Below are 18,766 nucleotides of genomic sequence, written 5' to 3'. Positions count from 1 at the left end.
ATCATTCTTTTAAGAACGTCACATCATGAGAAAGCTTCCTGAAACAGTATATGCAATACAGCATTTAGCCTTTGAAGATCTAGGTTCTTTTGAGGAGACACTATATCAACTGGGTTATCGGGTCAGATATTTTGATGCAGGTGTGGATGATCTTTCAGTAGCCTTAAAGTACGAAGGTCTGATCATTATTTTGGGTGGACCGATTGGTGTTTATGAGACAGAAGATTACCCTTTCCTACAAACAGAAATAGACTTACTTAAAGAAAGATTAAAACTTCAACGCCCTACGCTTGGCATCTGTCTAGGTGCTCAACTCATTTCAAAAGCCTTGGGCGGTGCAGTATATGCTGGCCACACTAAAGAAATTGGCTGGAGTACAGTAGATATTATAAATGAACAAGACAACGTTCTAAATTCTTTAAATGGTGTACCAGTTTTGCATTGGCATGGTGATACCTTTGATCTTCCCTCGCAATCGAAACTTCTGGCAAGCACTCAAATTTATATAAATCAGGCTTTTCAAGTTGGAGCTAATATTTTAGCACTCCAGTTCCATCCTGAAGTGACCTCAGATAGTTTAGAGAAATGGTTGATTGGTCATACTTGCGAATTGCGTAAAGCGGGTATCGATATTACTCAATTACGTGCAGATAACCATAGTTATGCTGAAAAGCTAGAATCTGTGGCAGGTTCAATCTTAAGCCGTTTTATTGAACAGATTAAATGATTTTGATTTGATTACCTTCCACCCAACTGTAGATCCGGATATTGGGTTGTGCTATGCCAATCAATCCACCATTAGTTATGAGCATCCACTCCGTTGCATCCCACTCATCCGAATTTGATAGAGTGAGAAACCGCTTTGAGCAGTTAATATTTTTTAGATATCAAGTGTCTAAAATTTTGTTCAAATTTTTCCAATGTACCCAATCGTTAAGAAGTTTGACTATGGTGAGTCCACATATCACACATATAACTCCATAAATTATTTCGGGAACTATCTGTGATGCACCTAAAGAATTAAACAATCTCCAATATTCATCTTTTTTAAAGTAAAACATTATGGGAGCAAAACTCATAGAAAATAAAACTAGTAAATTCATTACTAAAACTTTTATTTTTCCTTTTTTTGATACCTTTAGTCTAATGATTTCACCTCTAGAGTTTTTTAATACCTGATAACCTGCTCTATTCCATACAAAAGTCCAATAAAGTAACTCAAACTCCATTGCATTAAATTTATCTAAGAAATATTCCAGCTCTTTTATATCAACGTTTTTTGCTCCAGTAAGTGCAGAAATTGCTGAATTTAGCAGAAGCGTTTTAACTTCCTCGCTTTCATTAAGATTTTTAATCCTTTCTCGTTCTTCAAAAAAAGATTTAAGACGTAAGTGGCGCTCAAGATATTTTTTTCGATTGTATGATGGTGTAATAAGCTCAATGGCTTTTTCAAATATTTGCAAATACATATTTAAAATAAACTAAATAATTATAATCAGTCCAAATCATAAATCTAAATTTATTTTAAATAAATGCAATTTTTTTAAACCATACAATATCCATGACTTTTTTAAATATTTCTACTCCTATCTCTGCAAGCGTATATCACGTTTAATGAATTGATCTACAAACTTCTTAGTATGGTTATTATCTCCCTGTGTAAAATCGTATGTGACATTGATTCTAAAGCTTGAGCCACGCTCAATGACTTAAGCTATTTAGATAAAATTCTTGTTGTAGATTTGGTTCATCTTACTTTCGATAATTACGGGTAGAGCATTAAAAAGAGAAGCTTTTGGCCTCATAAGAAAATAATAAACCGCCCATTTAGGCGGCTTATTTATCACTTAACAAATTGATTTTATTATTTTTTATTATCTACTGAAGCTTCAGTTGTAATATTCACCGTGATTTTATCGCCTACATTAGGCACATATGCGCCTACACCGAATGCAGAACGGTCAAATGAAGTCGTTGCATTGAAACCAATAGACTGCGCTTTCGTCATAGGATGTTCAGCTTGTTTATTCAAAACAGCATCTAGTACGACAGGCTTAGTAACATTTTTAATCGTTAGATCACCTGTGATCTTATACTTGTTCTTACCATTTGGTTGAACTTTAGTACTTTTAAAAGTGATATTCGGATATTTTTCAGCATCAAAGAAATCTGGTTTCAATAAATGTTCATCTAATGCTTTGACATTTGTATTGATACTTGAAAGTGGAATTGTGACATTCACCGCTGAATTAGCAGGCTTTTCATTGTCTACTTTTATCGTTCCTTGGATATCGCTAAAATTACCTGATGGTGTAGAAAAGCCAAAATGATCCCAAGTAAATACTGTCGCTGTATGAGTTGGATCAATTTTATACTCAATTGGTTTAGCAAATGAAACTGTTGCTACAGAAAGCACTACGGCACTTAACGCTATTGTTTTAAAGTTCATCAATTTTTCCTCAAATTTTTTAAAACATTTATGAAATGGATAGTGAATAATGTATAGCATTCTGAAATTCTTGCATCAGTACAGATAGAACAGTTTGTTGCAAGATTAGAACGCACCTTAAGAAGGTGTCACTTTTATCAAATCAATTTGATCAGATTATGACTATCACTTGTGTATAGATCATGTTTTTCATCTTTAAGCTTTCTCCTAATAAGCAGTTAACATCAACACATATCTTAAATATGAGATTAAATTAAACATTTATACAATATACTAATATTTTGTCTCATTTATAATACTAAAATTACCACTTTGAACTGGAGAATAATGATGAGTGAACAACAACAAGCGATTGATAAAGCGCTTAAAACTAAAGCACCTAAAGATGTCGTATTGGCTTTTTTATATAATACTGATAAATCAAGAGTAGCGATTGCTTCAGAAAAGTTAGTGGCTGAAGATGCCATTTATACTTCGCTAAATTTCAACAATCCTGAACTTAAACAAATTGAACCTTGGGCTGGTACTTCTACAGGTCGTGATGTCTATATATATACTTTTTCTAATGTCGGAACTTATTGGACGATCGATGATTTTCAAATCACAGATATTTTAGCTGAAGATGAAACAGTGGCTGTATTCGGTCAATTTACTTATACATCTGTTTACGCTAAGCGCACTTTTACTTCACCTTTTTCAATTAAAGCAGTAGTTAAAGATGGCTTAATCACGTATTTCCAGTTTATGGAAGATACTTATGCTTCAGCAGCATCTTTCAGAGTAAGTGGTGAATGGACAATTCAACAAAATGCTGATCCAAAATTAAATTTTACCGTGTCAGAAACTACGGCTAATTAACTGTAAAATAATAAAAATAGGATAATAAAAAAGCCTCATAAGAGGCTTTTTTATGACTGTTAAAGCTTTTCAATCAGAATACGATCAATCTGTTTTAATCCTGAAGTTTTTTCACGATTTTTTCGACGTACTTTAATGATTTTCTCTTCAGCCATATCTTGTAGCAATAATTCTACTGCTACCATCGCTTCAAGTGGTAAGTCTTCACCAATCCACTTTTGCTCACCCGCATCCATTAAAGTAATTTCATCACTAATTTGCTCATACAAACTCATTGCGCTACTCACTTCCAATCTGAAATCTAGGGAATGAATGTATCTATATAGATACATAAAAATAAAAAGACGCCCCACAGTTGGGACGCCTTTTAAAACACTTAATTCTAAGAATTAAGGAGTAATTTCTTTCACTGCTGCGACAACTGCTTCAGTCGTAATACCAAAGTATTGGAACAAATCTTTCGCTGGTGCAGATTCGCCATACGTAGTCATACCAATCACACGACCATCAAGACCTACAAATTTCCACCAGTAGTCAACATGCGCCGCTTCAACCGCTACACGCGCACGGATATTAGATGGAAGAACTGCCTCACGGTAAGCAGCATCTTGCTTAACAAATTCTTCAGCACATGGCATAGACACAACACGCACACCTTCAAGCTGTGCATAAGCTTCCATTGCCAATGCAACTTCCGAACCTGTTGCAATGATAATCGCTTTCAATTCGCCTTTTTCTTCAGCCAATACATAACCACCTTTCGCAACATCAGCAATTTGTGCTTCTGTGCGTGTTTGGAATGCTAAGTTTTGACGAGAGAAGATCAACGCAGTTGGACCTTCAGAACGTGTTAACGCAGATTTCCAAGAAATTGCTGCTTCAACTGTGTCACATGGGCGCCATGTGTTGAGGTTTGGTGTACCACGTAAAGATGCGATTTGTTCAATTGGTTGATGTGTTGGACCATCTTCACCCAAACCAATAGAATCGTGTGTGTAAACATGAATCACACGTTGTTTCATCAATGCAGACATACGTACTGCGTTACGTGCATATTCCATAAACATGAGGAATGTTGCTACGTAAGGAATGAAACCACCGTGAAGTGCAACACCGTTTGCGATTGCAGTCATACCGAACTCTCGTACACCATAGTGTACGTAGTTACCTGCAGCATTGTCTTGAACGCCTTGTGCGCCATTCCAAAGTGTTAAGTTAGAACCTGCTAAGTCAGCAGAACCACCTAAGATTTCAGACAGCATTGGGGCAAATGCTTGGATTGCATTTTGGCTTGCTTTACGTGTTGCGATGGTTTCAGCTTTTGCGTTTACTTCAGCAATATACGCATCCGCTTTTGCAACGAAGTCAGCAGGTAATTCACCGCTTAAACGACGTTTAAGATCAGCCGCTTCAGTAGGATATTTTGCTTCATATTGTGCAAATACTTCGTTCCAAGCTGCTTCTGCTTGTTGACCTTTTTCTTTCGCGTCCCATGCAGCATAAACGTCAACAGGAATTTCGAATGGACCTTCAGTCCAACCCAACGCTTCACGTGTTAATGCGATTTCGTCGTTACCCAGTGGTGCACCATGGCAATCTTCTTTACCTTGTTTGTTTGGTGAACCTAAACCAATAATCGTTTTACAGATAATGATTGTTGGTTTCTTCGTTTCAGCTTTAGCTTCTAAAGTTGCCGCACGTAATGCATCTGCATCGTGACCATCAACTTTCAATACTTGCCAGCCATAAGCTAAGAAGCGTTGTTCTGTATCGTCAGAGAACCAACCTTCTACTTCACCATCAATTGAAATACCATTGTCGTCATAGTAAGCAATTAATTTACCTAGACCCAAAGTACCTGCCAATGAACATGCTTCATGAGACACACCTTCCATTAAACAGCCGTCACCTAAGAAACAGTAAGTGAAATGATCAACAACTTTAATGTCTTCTTTGTTGAATTGCGCTGCTAAGGTTTTTTCAGCCAAAGCAAAACCAACAGCATTCGCGATACCCTGACCCAATGGACCAGTGGTTGTTTCGATACCAGGTGCATAACCTAATTCTGGGTGCCCCGGTGTTTTAGAATGCAATTGACGGAATGCTTTTAAATCTTCAATTGAAAGATCATAGCCAGTCAAATGTAATAGTGCATATTGAAGCATTGAGCCATGACCATTTGACAATACAAAACGGTCACGGTTAGCCCACTGAGGGTTTGTCGGATTGTGATTTAAGAATTCACGCCATACAACATCAGCAATATCAGCCATCCCCATTGGTGCACCTGGATGTCCAGAGTTTGCTTTTTGCACAGCATCCATTGCAAGTACACGAATTGCGTTAGCAATGCGACGTTCATTCAGCGGGGTTGTCATAGATCAGTGTCCGATAAATTAAAGATGGGAAATGAATAAAATTCAAAAACTGGGTGTATTGTCTTAAAAAAATCAAACAGCGTAAAGCCCAGAAACGTATATTTCAGCCCTAAAGCGAAAAAATTCATACAATGCGAGTCGGTTTTATCAATATTCAATTCAATCCAATATTTTTTAGTCGCTTGGCCTTTTTTTAAAGTACTGATGTTGAATCATGTATTCACATTCTTTCGTACCCACTTAAGCTGTTTTTTATTTCAGCTCAGTCTTAAAAGAATAAGTCTTATACAAAAGTTTTCACTTATCAATTTAACAGATGATGATATCAATTAAAAAAACACAAAAATGACATAAATTCATGCTTTTTAGTCAGGTTAAGCTAGTCCTTAACGCTAAGTCGATGTACCATATTGCGTCTTTAGAAATAACTGTGATAGGACTTATGCGCGAGTACGCTGTATTTACTTCAGAATCTGTAAGCGAAGGCCATCCAGATAAAATGGCTGACCAAATCAGTGATGCTATTTTGGATGCAATCTTAAAAGAAGACCCATATGCACGGGTTGCTTGTGAAACGCTTGTAAAAACAGGTGCTGTTGTTCTTGCAGGTGAAATCACAACAACTGCAAATGTAGACTTTGAAGCAATTGTACGCCAAACCGTAAATGGCATTGGATACCATCATTCTGATTTAGGTTTCGATGGTTCGACTTGTGCTGTCATCAACATGATTGGCAAACAATCTCCTGAAATTGCTCAAGGTGTAGATCGTCAAAAACCTGAAGATCAAGGTGCTGGCGATCAGGGTTTAATGTTTGGCTACGCGAGTCGCGAAACAGATGTTTTAATGCCTGCTCCTATTTCGTATGCGCACCGTCTTATGGAAAAACAAGCAGAACTTCGTCGTAACGGAAGTCTGCCATGGTTACGTCCAGATGCGAAAAGCCAAGTGACTTTTGCATATGAAAATGGTGTACCTGTTCGTTTAGATGCGGTCGTATTATCGACTCAACACGATCCTGAGATTTCACAGACTGATTTAAAAGAAGCTGTCATTGAAGAAATCGTGAAAAAAGTAATTCCAGCAGATATGTTCCATGCGGATACCAAATTCCACATCAATCCTACTGGTATGTTTGTGATTGGTGGTCCAGTCGGTGACTGTGGTTTAACAGGTCGTAAAATCATTGTAGATACATATGGTGGTATGGCTCGTCACGGTGGTGGTGCTTTCTCTGGTAAAGATCCATCTAAAGTAGACCGCTCTGCTGCTTATGCTGGTCGATATGTTGCAAAAAATATTGTTGCCGCTGGTTTAGCTGATAAATGTGAAATTCAAGTGTCTTATGCGATTGGTGTTGCTGAACCAACATCTATCTCAATCAATACATTCAATACTGCTAAGGTTTCTGAAGAATTGATTATTGCATTGGTACGTGAGCATTTCGATTTACGTCCATATGGTATTACACGTATGTTGAATCTCATTCAACCGATGTATAAGCAAACTGCTGCATATGGTCACTTTGGTCGTGAAGGTTCTGATACTGCATTCACTTGGGAAAAGACAGACAAGGTTGAAGCGCTTAAAGCATCAGCTGGTTTGTAATTTCCAAATAAAAAAGCCCACATTGATGTGGGCTTTTTTATAGATTCAATTTGCTTTATCACTTTGATGAAGCGTGTCCAAAAACGACTGCTTCACAGGAACATTTTGTTTATCTTGTAAATATAAATGGGCCACTTTAAACACAATGGCTGCGGCTAAACAAGCAATAATACAAAATATCCAAAAACCATAAGGTGTTCTAATATTTTGTGATCCACATTCAGAACACACTTTGTCTGTCGAAGCAACCACCTTGTCGCAACACGCACAATGATACTGATACAGCATACTCATCCTCCCGATTTGACTGTCTTTTTTATTTTTATCTACATCACCTTAGAAGCTAATATTTATACTATATAAGCCTTCACCAATAATCAACCTCATGATGTAGCTATAAAACAGCAACCATCTATGTCTTCATTCAATATCTTGTATTATCAGATATCTATGTGAATTTTTTTTGACAACCTGCTCTATCATTCTTTTTCTTCTAGAGATTATACATATTTTATTCACGCACTCGCCCATCATATCCGCATGGAAATCATAAATTGAAGTAAAATAAACGTAGTGAAAAAATGATGATATGACTATGGTTCAATTAATTAAGAAAGGCGGCTTGAGAGAAAGAGCAAACAGAAGTCGCTCTTATCAAGGTTCTGAAAATACTGAAGCAACTTTGCGACCAAGACGTTATCAGCAAGACACGCTCATTCTGACTCAAACAGAAGAGTTAGATCAAGATTCAGTTAAGCATAATAAGCGCATCGATCCACAACCAGACTGCAAAGATCAAAAATAGACCACCCGATGCCATATCTATGTAATGCCCTGAACGCTGGTAGAGCTGTTTAATTTTGGGGCGCGCTAAAACGACCATCAAAAACGTAAAGGTTAAAAACGTTTGAATCGGAATAATGAATGCAAGTTGTATTTTCAACATCTCTGGTGCTGAAGCAGTTAAGGCAAGTGAAAATACACTACTAAAATAAATCAGTGTTTTAGGATTGGATAGGTTTGTAAACAACCCCATCAGAAAGTATTTTTCAGCTTTTAAAGGTGACTGATTTTCATCAATTGCATCAAGTTTGAAAGACTTATAGGTTTGCCAACCACCCTTTAGCATCGCCCAGCCCATTTTTGCCAAAAATAAACCACCGACTAACATTAAGACTTGTTGAATCCATGGGAATTGGGCAATCAAAAGTGCAAAACCTGATAAGGTTAAAATCACCCAAAATAAAATTCCAATAGAAATACCTAAAATAACTTTCAACGTGTTTGCGATTGTGGTTGACGCTGCGCATTTGGCAATCAACAAAATATCAGGTCCAGGACTCAATTGAGCAACAAGATGCAGGACACAGATGGTAAGTAATAGAGACATAAATCAAAAATGCATTAAAATTGTTTGAATTATACTGTTTTTTAGGAAAATCGAGATACAAAAATAAAAAAACCAGACATTACATCTGGTTTTGAACATGCGCAATTTACTTTTGATTAACGTCTTTCATTTCAATTTTCTTTGTTTCAGGTGTAATTTCTCTTGCTTCACCATCAATGATAGTAGAGTCATTTGAACCACGACCGTGCTGCTGGCTTTGCATTTCTTGCATTTGGCGCATTAAATCTGCAAATGGATTCTGACCATTTGCTTGACCACCCATGCCGCCCATATCTCCCATCATACCACCCATCATTTTTTCCATCATGGCTTGCTGACGCTTCATCATGGTTTTCATCATCACCGCTTTAAATGCTGTTTGAACAGGTGGAATTAGAATAAGTAAGGCGAATAGATCGGAAATTAACCCCGGAATCAAAAGGAAAATACCCGCAATAATTTTAGGTAAGTTATTGGTCAAATTCGGATCAGCACTCATATGACCTTGATGCATTTGCTGCATCTGTGGCATTAAACCTGATGCATGAGAACGAACCATATTTAAACCAATAAAGAATGCAGCAATAAACCAGAAGAATACATACCACATACTTCCGACTAGATCACCCACACCGACCCATACGAAGATTTCAAGGACTATACCGATTAAAACAATAAGAGCTAATTTCATGAAATGTAATCTAATCTCAAAAATTTAAATATAGGGTCGTAATCATCTGCTCAATCTGTATCAAGCTTTTTTCATACGCTTATGTAACAATATGGGCATTATTTTATTTTTAAAGTCATGGAATGTCATTAATTATCGGAATTGATCCTGGTTCACGTCTAACAGGTTACGGTATTATTCAAAAAGAGGGGCAAAAACTCACTTTTGTTGATGCTGGAACAATTCGCACTGAAACACCTGACATGCCTGAGCGTCTAAAACGAATTTTTTCAGGCATTGAAAGAATCGTTAAATTTCATGGTCCTACCGAAGCTGCTGTGGAACAGGTATTTATGGCGGTCAATCCTGACTCTGCCTTAAAACTTGGTCAAGCACGCGGTGCAGCTATAGCGGCATTGGTCAATTTAGATCTACAAGTGGCTGAATATACTGCGCGTCAAATTAAACAATCTGTTGTTGGCTATGGCGCTGCTGATAAAGAACAGGTTCAAATGATGGTTATGCGCATACTTAATTTAAGTATTAAACCACAAGCCGATGCTGCAGATGCACTTGCCGCAGCAATTTGCCATGCACATGCCTCTGGCAGTATGAGTAAATTGGCTGTCTTAAATGCTTTAGGTGGAATGGCACGTGGACGAAGCCGCAGCAGTAGTCGTCGACGTTAAAAGTCTCTCGACACTCAATGCACTTATTGGCGAATTTGAAAGTTATCGAAATCACGCTCTTTGATGTCAATTAAGTCTTCATAGAAGATTTGCTTAACTTTACTATTATGAGGCCCTGCCATGGCCAGTTTGATCATGTCATTTACATCTTTATATGTGCCAACAATGATAGCTTCCACATCCCCATTATCCATATTTTTAACGTAACCAGTTAAATGCAACTTTAAGGCTTGTTCCATAAACCAGCGACGAAATCCGCCCCCTTGAACAAGACCTTGTATCGTTAATTTTAAATATCGCATATCTATCCCTGAATTTTATTTTAGATTTACTATTTGATAAATCGCTTGAGCCATATTCTGAGCTAACAAACCACGTTCACCCTGTTGAGCCAATACATCACCTGCCATGGCATGTAAGTTAACAATTTCATGAAGTTGAATGGAATTAGACAATTGTCCTTTAAGACTAGCAATCATTCCTGCAAGGATATCCCCCATTCCACCTGTACCCATTCCTGGATTACCTTGGGTGCAAATCCAAATGGTTTGCTGCGCGTCAATCGTTAAACTTCCTGCACCTTTTAATACCCATTCACCAGCATACAGTGTTTGTAATCGTTTAATTGCTTTGATGCGGTCATGCTCAACTTCCGCCACGCTAGAGTGTAAAAGTTTTGCAGCCTCACCAGGATGTGGCGTTGCGTAAGTTCTCTCATTGAGTCGAATGGGCTTTTCAGATAAGAACCACAATGCATCAGCATCGAGTACAGTCGGTTTGTTCGTAGAGGACAGAATACTCATCCATTGATCATATTGCTCAGCTGCCCACTCATCACGTCCCAACCCCATTCCAAAACAAATCGAATCGACTTGCTGTAGCAAATTTTTTCGTTGTGATGGATCGAAACGATTAATATCCTGCACCATTACATTGGGAGATCGTGACAAAATTGCTGAATGATGTTTAGCATCACACACGATCGTGACTTTACCCGCCCCAGCGGCAAATGCAGCTTCAGCCGCCATAATCACCGCACCTCCCATTTGTGCATGACCGCCAATCACGAGCACATGCCCATACGTTCCTTTATGTCCTGTAGAGTGTCGTCGCGGCAAAATTGTTTTGACTGGGCTTAATCGGGCCACAGGTTTTAAATCTGAGTCACATGGTAAAATGGGAATGAGTTTTAGATGTCCTATAAAATCCTGTGCACGCCCTACAAATTGCCCTACCTTATATGCGAGTGCGGTAAGCGTATGCTGAGCATGAATAGCCATTGGTAATGGTTGACCTGTATTTGCATCTAAACCGCTCGGCATATCAATCGCAATTTTGACGCCGTCTTGCTCATTAATATGATGGATAATTCTCTGCCAGTCTTCACTTAAAGTACGATTAATTCCAATTCCAAACAATGCATCAATATAGACATCATAACCCTGACACAGGTTCAGATCGGTGAACTGCTTAAGTGGTATGGATTGACTCATTTTATAAGCACTCTGCAAGGAGTCAGCCGAGTGATGATCGACTTGTGAAAAAGAAAAAATATCGATTTCTAGATTTTGGTTGAATGAACAATGTCGTGATAAAGAGTGCTGTGCTAAATAGTACGTAACAAGATAACCATCCCCTGCATTATTTCCTTTGCCGCAGCAGACTGCGATACGGATTTTCTTTTTTTCAATACCTTGAAGAATTGTGATGATTTCTTGTGCCATCATCCAAGCAACTTGCTGCATAAGACCAAAAGCACTATTTTGATCGTCAAACCAGCGCTGTTCCCAAGCTTGTATCTCACTGCTGTGATAAACTTGTTGATGCATTATCGTTCCTTTTTTTATTTATGACTCAATCTCTCTCATCTATACCAGCTCGTATTCCAACACAGCAATTTGATCCTCATGCGCTTAAAGCTTGGATTAAATCTCAAGCATTGGAACTGGGCTTCGCTGATTGTGTCATTGCCCGACCTGATGCTCAAGATGAATTACCTCGATTAAAAGCATATTTAGATCAAGGATTTCATGGTGACATGAAGTTCCTCGAAGAAAATTTGGAAAAACGTGCTAATCCAACACTGTTGGTTCCCCATACAAAAAGTATTATCTGCGTCAGAATGAATTATTTGGTTGAACGACCTCAACCTCGAACAGTACCTGATTTCCCTAATTCTGCCGTTATTGCGCGATATGCACGCGGACGGGATTACCATAAAACCATGCGCGGTAAATTAAAAACACTTTCAAACCTTATTCGTGAAAAAGTCGGTCCGTTTGAATCAAGACCTTTCGCCGATTCAGCCCCTATTTTTGAAAAATCACTCGCTGAATCTGCTGGTATGGGTTGGACAGGTAAACATACCCTGCTCATCCACAAAAAATCGGGTTCCTTTTTTGTACTCGGTGAACTGTTTAGTTCTCTTGAATTACCCTTTGACGAGCCTGCCAGTGCACATTGCGGCTCATGTACAGCATGTATTGATATTTGTCCAACGCAGGCGATTGTAGCGCCATATCAATTAGATGCCCGAAAATGTATTGCTTATCTGACCATTGAATACCAAGGCGTGATTCCTGAAGAACTACGCCGTGGCATAGGTAATCGCGTATTTGGATGTGATGATTGCCAGCTGATTTGTCCTTGGAATAGTTTCGCACAAACCACAACGGTTGCTGATTTCCATCCCCGTCATGGGCTGGATCGTCTTTCTTTAATAGAATTATGGCAATGGGACGAAGCAACATTCTTAGCAAACACAGAAGGCAGTCCACTGCGTAGAACAGGCTATGAAAGCTTTATGCGGAATATTGCGATTGGAATCGGGAATGCACCGTATCATCCAAACAATATTGAGCAATTGATACTAAAAAGAAATCAGTCTAGTAAGATTGTGCAAATCCATATTGACTGGGCAGTACAAGAACAACAATCAAAAAGAAATAATTAACTGTACTTTTCCAAGATGACTTGACAGCGCAAAAACACCGTTTTGAGCATGATCTGAAATTTTAAGCACACTTTAGCAACAAGTTCTCAGCATCAAGTTCCCAAAAAATAATTTTGCGGCGAAAAATGCTTAAAAATAGTTAAGTTTGTAACTAATTCAACAATGATTAATTTCTATTGAGTTGGCGAATTTGATAATTTTTTTGAGTCATTATTGTCATATTTTACGATTTTGCATTATTAAAATTACAGTATGATCAAATAAGTAGCTTTTTAAATGATGGATAAATTATGCAAGTACGCAATGATTGGACGCGTGAAGAAATACAAAAACTCTATGAACAACCCTTCATGGACTTAGTTTTCGAAGCACAACGCGTGCATCGTCAATACTTTGATGCAAATACCATTCAGGTCAGCACATTACTATCGATCAAAACGGGTAAATGTCCTGAAGATTGTAAATACTGTTCTCAATCTGCACGTTATGATTCTAAACTTGAAGCCGAAAAAAGAATTGCTGTTGAAAAAGTAATTCATGAAGCCAAAGAAGCTCTCGCTTCTGGATCATCTCGTTTTTGTATGGGTGCTGCATGGCGAAATCCTCATGAACGCGATATGCCTTATGTACTTGAAATGGTACGTGAGGTAAAGGCCCTAGGACTTGAAACTTGTATGACCTTAGGGATGCTCAATCAATCTCAAGCGGAACGTTTAAAAGAAGCAGGTTTAGATTATTACAATCACAATTTAGATACCTCTCGTGAGTACTATCCAAATGTGATTACCACACGCACTTATGATGATCGTTTAAATACTTTAGACTTTGTACGCCAAGCAGGCATGAAAGTGTGTAGCGGTGGAATTGTTGGCTTAGGTGAAGATACTCAAGATCGTATTGGTCTATTACATGAACTTGCGACCTTAGCTATTCATCCAGAATCGGTACCAATCAACATGCTTGTACCGATCGAAGGCACACCCTTAGCAGATGTTGAAAAACTCGATGTGACTGAATGGATTCGCACTATTGCCGTAGCGCGCATTATCATGCCAAAAAGTTATATAAGACTTTCAGCGGGTCGTGAATCTCTTTCTGATTCTGATCAAGCTTTAGCGTTTATGGCAGGTGCTAACTCTTTGTTCTCAGGTGAAAAGCTTTTAACGACACCTAATGCTGGTGAAGGCAAAGATAAGCAGTTATTCGATAAGTTAGGTCTAAAAGCAGAAAAAGCGAAGCCGACTGTATCAGAGCTGACTATAGATGCAATGGCAAGTTAATTTCAAAGCTTCGCTTAATTAAAAACCGAAGCTTTGCTTCGGTTTTTTATGATGTGATCAATATGCCATAACTGGCATTAAGATACTGTCCCGGCTTAATTTCATCTGTTCCATTGGCATGGTGTACCGTTATTTTTTGACTAAATGCATCAAACTCAAACCGATCATAACTATCTTGGTGGTACATCAACCAATAAATCGTATCTATGACATGATCATCACAAATATAAGTATTCGATTTAAAATCTTTAATCATTTAATTTAAATCCTTTTTTCAATCACAATATTATTATATCTCAATTCATTTTATTGAATATCATTTTCTTTATTTAAGATAATATCTAAATTTCCTTTAATCCAATATATTATATTTACATATCACAATAAATCGATTTCCACACATTTTATAAGCGCTATTATTTTATTTTAATTTTGAATAAAGACTGATTATTATGAGTATTATTGATTTAAAACCTCAAACTGCATTGCAACACCGCCCCAGCGCACTGACCACACAAATTAATGCTGTATGGGGACAAGGACCTTCTTCACGTTATGAAAGCCTCGCCTCGTTATTCAGACCTACATTTGAAAAAATCAAAGCTTCGCGATCAGAACGCGAAAAAAAAACGAATTTTAGCTTTTGAACAGATTCACTGGTTAAAAGACATCGGTTTTACGAAACTTCGCTTACCCAGTTCGCAAGGGGGATTTGATGCAACTATTCCAGAATTATTTAATCTATTAATCGAACTTGCCGAAGCTGATGCAAATTTACCTCAGGCACTTCGCGTACATTTTGGCTTTGTGGAAGATTTACTGCTCAGCCGCGACCCACAGTTTAAATCTATATGGCTTCCTAGAGTAGCTCAAGGTCAAATTATTGGAAGCGCATGGTCTGAAGGTGGAAATGAGTCCATTCATGAATTTAAAACGAGACTTTCCAAAGATGCTGAGGGACGCACGATATTGAATGGACAAAAATTTTATACCACAGGAAGCTTGTATGCAGACTGGATTGATGTGGGTATTACTGATTTGTATGGAGAATCAGCCAGCATTCTAATCCCTCGACATGCCGAAGGTGTTGAGATTGTGGATGACTGGAATGGTTTTGGTCAAATTCTTACAACAAGTGGTACTACTAAGTTCAATCATGTTGTTGTGAATCAACAAGATGTCATCGGAGACCAACAGCGCTTTAAATATTCAGCAGCATTCTATCAACTGATTCAATTGGCAATTATTTCAGGGCTTACAAGAGCAGCAAGCTATGAAGTATCAGCTGAAGTTTATAAACGTGAAAGAAATTATACACATGCCAATGCTTCCTACGTCCGTAATGATGCTCAAATCCTACAAGTGGTGGGTCAAATTCGTGGTGTCGCCTACACCACTGCAGCAATTATTGAAAAAAATGCACAGGCGATACAACGTGCTTTTGAAGCTGGGTTGAATGATAATGAACAACTCGAAGCAGATCAAAATGCCATAGCAGAATTAGAGGTTGCTCAATCTCAAACCATTATCACTACACTTGCATTAAATTCTTCGACCATCATTTTTGATGCTCTAGGAGCATCAGCCACTGATAAAAACTTAGCTTTAGATCGTTTCTGGCGAAATATTCGTACGCTCGCATCTCACAACCCAAGAATTTATAAAGATCGAATTGTCGGAGACTTTAGCGTAAATGGTGCATTACCCCCTTATCAATGGCGTATCGGTAAAGTTGATGAATCAGGGCTTCTGCAAACAGATAAGGCTTCTTAAGCTCGCTTTAAATCGTTAAGACACTATTCTTTAGTGTCTTTTTTTAGTGTTTTTTAAAGTGATCTATCTAAATCGCTTAGGCTATTAGAGCTCTCATTTACGAAGCTAGTAAAAAGGTCCTTAACAGGACCTTCTTAGCAGCATCATCGAAATTACATCAATTAAGCCACTTGAGCTTTCAAGTGTTTCGCCAAAGGACTATTACCAATTTGCCATACAAATGGCAATTCAGTTTGATTCACGACAAAAGCCCCCACCACTTTCTCCTTATAAATAATCGGATTATGTGAGGATACGACACGTGCATTACGCCAGAAACGATCTAACTGCTTCGATGAAGCGCTGGCTGAAGCGCCCAAACTATTGAATAGTTTAGTTGTTAAATCAAGTACAAGATCTGAAATGACTACCTGCCCTTGAGCAGATTCTAGTTCTGCAATTTGGTTAATCTCATGATCTTTTTCAGATGAAGCATTAAAGTGACTTAAATATGCATCATCCAGTGCTGCAGCTGTTTTTAAAGTAATGGCTTGACTTGCAAATGCTTGGGAAGATGCCTTACCAATCACTTGTAGAATCTGAGCATCATCACGGACAAGATCAGCATTCCCGTGGCTAAAGATTCGAGTACGCTTACGCACTTCCTCACTAAAGGTTTCCACCGCAGAAAATGCGATGCCGGTCAGTGTTGCTAGATGTACAACTTGATAAAAAGCTGTTTGATATTTAAAACGCTGATCAAAAGGATAAATATGATCTCGTTCAATCGACACTTGGTTGATTTTTAGCGTCCCGCTTCCAGTGGTTTTTTGACCAAATCCATCCCAATCATCATGTACTTTAATTCCATTAGCTTTAGTTGAGACCGCTGCAATCACATGCTGATCAGTGGTCTCATCATAGGCAAAAAGATCAATCCAATCGGCAAAAATAGTACCTGTAGAATAGAACTTTTCTCCTGAAACTTCATATTCGCCTTGTTGATTTTGTTTCACTCGGGTAATGACGTCGCCTATCTCAACATTACCGACTTCTGTCCAAGCGTTTCCTGCGATTTCACCATTTACAAATCGCTTAAACCAAAACGCTTGTGATTGATCTTTATGCGCCACTAAACGGTCTTCGACAAATGCAAAATGTCCACGTAAAGCTTGCACAATATTTGAATCCGCTGTCGCCAACTCGATTAAGATTTGGAAAAGTTGCTGTTGGGTAAAACCTGCACCGCCATATTTTTTTGGCACACGTAATGCACCAAAACCTGCATCGTTTAACCATTTAATTTGTTCATGAGGCAAATCACGATCGGTTTCTCGCTTAACAGCCCCTTCTGCAATCTGCTTAAAAATCGGTCGAAACTTTGCTGCAACCTCTTCATAGTTGGCACCAAGTGAAAGTTCTTCATTCTGATTTAATATAGTCATAATAAATTTCTCCTTAGCTCCATGGATGACGTGGTGGTGGGACATCATTTAGAAAATAATTTCCTACAATGTTGTATTTCCAACGCACGGGATCATGCAAAGTGTGTGTTCTGGCATTGCGCCAATAACGATCTAAATTTAATTCTGATAAGGTCGAACGCGTGCCAGAAAGCTCAAATAATTTATTCGCTGCTAAAATCGCAATGTCAGTCGTTAAGACTTTTGCTTCAGCCACGAGCAATGTTGCTTCATTAATATGATCTTCGGTCGGTTCAGCAAGTGCTAAATCAATCGCTAATCCAGCCAAATCCAAAACAGCTTCAGCAGCACGCAGCTTAATTTTCAATTCACCAATATTCGAAATGGTATATGGATCTGAACTTGCTTTATCTAAACCTGAATCAATCCATGGACGTGCAAAGTTACGAACGTAATGAATCGTTTCTTGAATCGCACCACGTGCAATCCCAGCATCTACAGCAGCTTGAATAAATTGAGAAATTGCTCCAGCTGCTGTCGGTCTTACAAAAGCTTGATAAATGGGAACGATAAATTTTGCATCCACTTTAACGTTGTTTAATTCGACTGATCCACTGACCGTTGTACGCTGACCAAACCCGCTCCAATCATTGGTAATTTTTACACCTTCTGTCCCTTGTGGCACGATTGCAGCAAATGGTTTTCCTTCAGCATCAATCGCAACAACCGGAATGCGGTGTGCCAGTAAAGCTCCTGTCGCAAAGAATTTTTGACCATTCACAATCCCATTACCAAAAGCATCAAATTCTATTTTTGTGGTGAGATCGGCAACCGTCTTAGACCCTTTTTCTGAGAAAGCATTCCCCAAACGCTCTCCACCCAGTACGGCTTTAAAAAAGAATTGTTTTTGTTCTTCGGTGGCATCTAAACGGATATGCTCGAGAAACACCCAATGATTTTGTGCGATTTGACCTAGTGATGGATCAGCGCTAGAAATGGTTTTTACAACTTCAGCGAGAGTCTTGTAACTCACTCCTGAACCTCCATATTGCTTTGGAATGTTAATTGCCCAAAGTCCTGATTGAGAATACTTGTTTATTTCACTCAAAGGTAAACGGCGTTCATGATCACGAATGGAGGCTTCCTTTGCAAAATCTTCAGCGAGCTGTTGTGCGATTTGAATCGCTTCTTCATCTGTCTTAATCACATGCGCTGGCTGATGAATTTGGAAGAATTCTTTTGAAATTTCAGCCTCATGCAATTTTATATCTATTTGTGCAGTCATTTTATTCTCTTCAAAAAAATTGAATAAAA

General features: G+C 38.3%; 19 protein-coding genes and 1 pseudogene. 8 read left to right on the top strand and 12 right to left on the bottom strand.

Annotation, left to right across the window (positions count from 1 at the left end; genetic code table 11):
* Positions 1–25: 25 nt before the first annotated feature.
* A complete protein-coding gene (locus AC1M9I_RS00610; RefSeq protein ID WP_481594583.1) occupies positions 26–727 on the top strand; it encodes a glutamine amidotransferase in 702 nt (233 codons plus the stop codon).
* A gap of 160 nt (positions 728–887) precedes the next feature.
* On the opposite strand, the gene AC1M9I_RS00605 is transcribed toward AC1M9I_RS00610, so the two are convergent.
* Positions 888–1,469, bottom strand: a complete 582-nt coding sequence (locus AC1M9I_RS00605; RefSeq protein WP_179998143.1) for a hypothetical protein — start codon at positions 1,467–1,469, stop codon at positions 888–890.
* A gap of 395 nt (positions 1,470–1,864) precedes the next feature.
* Positions 1,865–2,449, bottom strand: coding sequence for a YceI family protein (locus AC1M9I_RS00600; RefSeq protein ID WP_481594582.1), 585 nt, complete (start codon positions 2,447–2,449; stop codon positions 1,865–1,867).
* 330 nt (positions 2,450–2,779) lie between these two features.
* Here AC1M9I_RS00600 and AC1M9I_RS00595 point away from each other — a divergent pair, with 330 nt between their 5' ends.
* Entirely contained in the window at positions 2,780–3,307 is a 528-nt protein-coding gene (locus AC1M9I_RS00595) for a nuclear transport factor 2 family protein (RefSeq protein ID WP_481594581.1), read from the top strand.
* A 59-nt stretch (positions 3,308–3,366) separates the two neighbouring features.
* On the opposite strand, the gene AC1M9I_RS00590 is transcribed toward AC1M9I_RS00595, so the two are convergent.
* Positions 3,367–3,582, bottom strand: coding sequence for a hypothetical protein (locus AC1M9I_RS00590; protein ID WP_035263790.1), 216 nt, complete (start codon positions 3,580–3,582; stop codon positions 3,367–3,369).
* Positions 3,583–3,696: 114 nt separating this feature from the next.
* The gene (tkt, locus tag AC1M9I_RS00585; RefSeq protein WP_481594580.1) at positions 3,697–5,685 is read right to left on the bottom strand and encodes a transketolase; all 1,989 of its coding nucleotides are present in this window, start codon (positions 5,683–5,685) and stop codon (positions 3,697–3,699) included.
* Positions 5,686–6,127: 442 nt separating this feature from the next.
* On the opposite strand from tkt, the gene metK reads away from it, so the two are divergent.
* A complete protein-coding gene (metK, locus tag AC1M9I_RS00580; RefSeq protein WP_035263794.1) occupies positions 6,128–7,294 on the top strand; it encodes a methionine adenosyltransferase in 1,167 nt (388 codons plus the stop codon).
* A 45-nt stretch (positions 7,295–7,339) separates the two neighbouring features.
* Here the strand turns inward: metK and AC1M9I_RS00575 are convergent, their stop codons facing one another.
* Positions 7,340–7,582 carry a hypothetical protein gene (locus tag AC1M9I_RS00575; RefSeq protein WP_481610528.1) on the bottom strand — a complete coding sequence of 81 codons (243 nt, stop codon included), beginning with the start codon at positions 7,580–7,582 and terminating at the stop codon, positions 7,340–7,342.
* Between the two features lie 307 nt (positions 7,583–7,889).
* On the opposite strand from AC1M9I_RS00575, the gene AC1M9I_RS00570 reads away from it, so the two are divergent.
* Positions 7,890–8,099, top strand: a complete 210-nt coding sequence (locus AC1M9I_RS00570; protein ID WP_481592717.1) for a hypothetical protein — start codon at positions 7,890–7,892, stop codon at positions 8,097–8,099.
* Here the strand turns inward: AC1M9I_RS00570 and AC1M9I_RS00565 are convergent.
* Both AC1M9I_RS00565 and AC1M9I_RS00560 read right to left on the bottom strand, forming a co-directional pair.
* Complete coding sequence (locus AC1M9I_RS00565) at positions 8,043–8,684, bottom strand: LysE family transporter (RefSeq protein WP_481592718.1); 642 nt, start codon at positions 8,682–8,684, stop codon at positions 8,043–8,045. The genes AC1M9I_RS00570 and AC1M9I_RS00565 overlap by 57 nt on opposite strands.
* Positions 8,685–8,790: 106 nt before the next feature.
* On the bottom strand, positions 8,791–9,375 hold the full coding sequence (locus tag AC1M9I_RS00560) for an FxsA family protein (protein ID WP_481610527.1): 585 nt from the start codon (positions 9,373–9,375) through the stop codon (positions 8,791–8,793).
* A 122-nt stretch (positions 9,376–9,497) separates the two neighbouring features.
* On the opposite strand from AC1M9I_RS00560, the gene ruvC reads away from it, so the two are divergent.
* A complete protein-coding gene (gene ruvC / locus AC1M9I_RS00555) occupies positions 9,498–10,043 on the top strand; it encodes a crossover junction endodeoxyribonuclease RuvC (RefSeq protein ID WP_035263804.1) in 546 nt (181 codons plus the stop codon).
* 23 nt (positions 10,044–10,066) lie between these two features.
* Here the strand turns inward: ruvC and AC1M9I_RS00550 are convergent, their stop codons facing one another.
* Both AC1M9I_RS00550 and AC1M9I_RS00545 read right to left on the bottom strand, forming a co-directional pair.
* Positions 10,067–10,345 (bottom strand): acylphosphatase, encoded by a 279-nt coding sequence (locus tag AC1M9I_RS00550; RefSeq protein ID WP_481610526.1) that lies wholly within the window; start codon positions 10,343–10,345, stop codon positions 10,067–10,069.
* Positions 10,346–10,360: 15 nt separating this feature from the next.
* Positions 10,361–11,872, bottom strand: coding sequence for an NAD(P)H-hydrate dehydratase (locus AC1M9I_RS00545; RefSeq protein ID WP_481610525.1), 1,512 nt, complete (start codon positions 11,870–11,872; stop codon positions 10,361–10,363).
* Positions 11,873–11,892: 20 nt separating this feature from the next.
* Here AC1M9I_RS00545 and queG point away from each other — a divergent pair, with 20 nt between their 5' ends.
* Positions 11,893–12,996 carry a tRNA epoxyqueuosine(34) reductase QueG gene (gene queG / locus AC1M9I_RS00540; protein WP_481594577.1) on the top strand — a complete coding sequence of 368 codons (1,104 nt, stop codon included), beginning with the start codon at positions 11,893–11,895 and terminating at the stop codon, positions 12,994–12,996.
* 290 nt (positions 12,997–13,286) lie between these two features.
* A complete protein-coding gene (bioB, locus tag AC1M9I_RS00535) occupies positions 13,287–14,276 on the top strand; it encodes a biotin synthase BioB (protein WP_180027754.1) in 990 nt (329 codons plus the stop codon).
* 46 nt (positions 14,277–14,322) lie between these two features.
* Here the strand turns inward: bioB and AC1M9I_RS00530 are convergent, their stop codons facing one another.
* Positions 14,323–14,532 (bottom strand): hypothetical protein, encoded by a 210-nt coding sequence (locus tag AC1M9I_RS00530; RefSeq protein ID WP_481594576.1) that lies wholly within the window; start codon positions 14,530–14,532, stop codon positions 14,323–14,325.
* Between the two features lie 196 nt (positions 14,533–14,728).
* Between AC1M9I_RS00530 and AC1M9I_RS00525 the strand changes: the two are divergent.
* Positions 14,729–16,049 (top strand): annotated as a pseudogene (locus tag AC1M9I_RS00525) (acyl-CoA dehydrogenase family protein).
* A gap of 161 nt (positions 16,050–16,210) precedes the next feature.
* Here the strand turns inward: AC1M9I_RS00525 and AC1M9I_RS00520 are convergent.
* Both AC1M9I_RS00520 and AC1M9I_RS00515 read right to left on the bottom strand, forming a co-directional pair.
* On the bottom strand, positions 16,211–17,473 hold the full coding sequence (locus AC1M9I_RS00520; RefSeq protein ID WP_481594575.1) for an acyl-CoA dehydrogenase family protein: 1,263 nt from the start codon (positions 17,471–17,473) through the stop codon (positions 16,211–16,213).
* A 13-nt stretch (positions 17,474–17,486) separates the two neighbouring features.
* Positions 17,487–18,737: an SfnB family sulfur acquisition oxidoreductase gene (locus AC1M9I_RS00515; protein WP_481610524.1), complete on the bottom strand. Its 1,251-nt coding sequence runs from the start codon at positions 18,735–18,737 to the stop codon at positions 17,487–17,489.
* Between the last annotated feature and the right edge of the window lie 29 nt (positions 18,738–18,766).

The sequence above is a fragment of the Acinetobacter sp. ANC_7553 genome (genome assembly GCF_056779895.1).
Note: the sequence above shows the minus strand (reverse complement) of the source record. Positions and strands in the feature narration are given on the sequence as shown.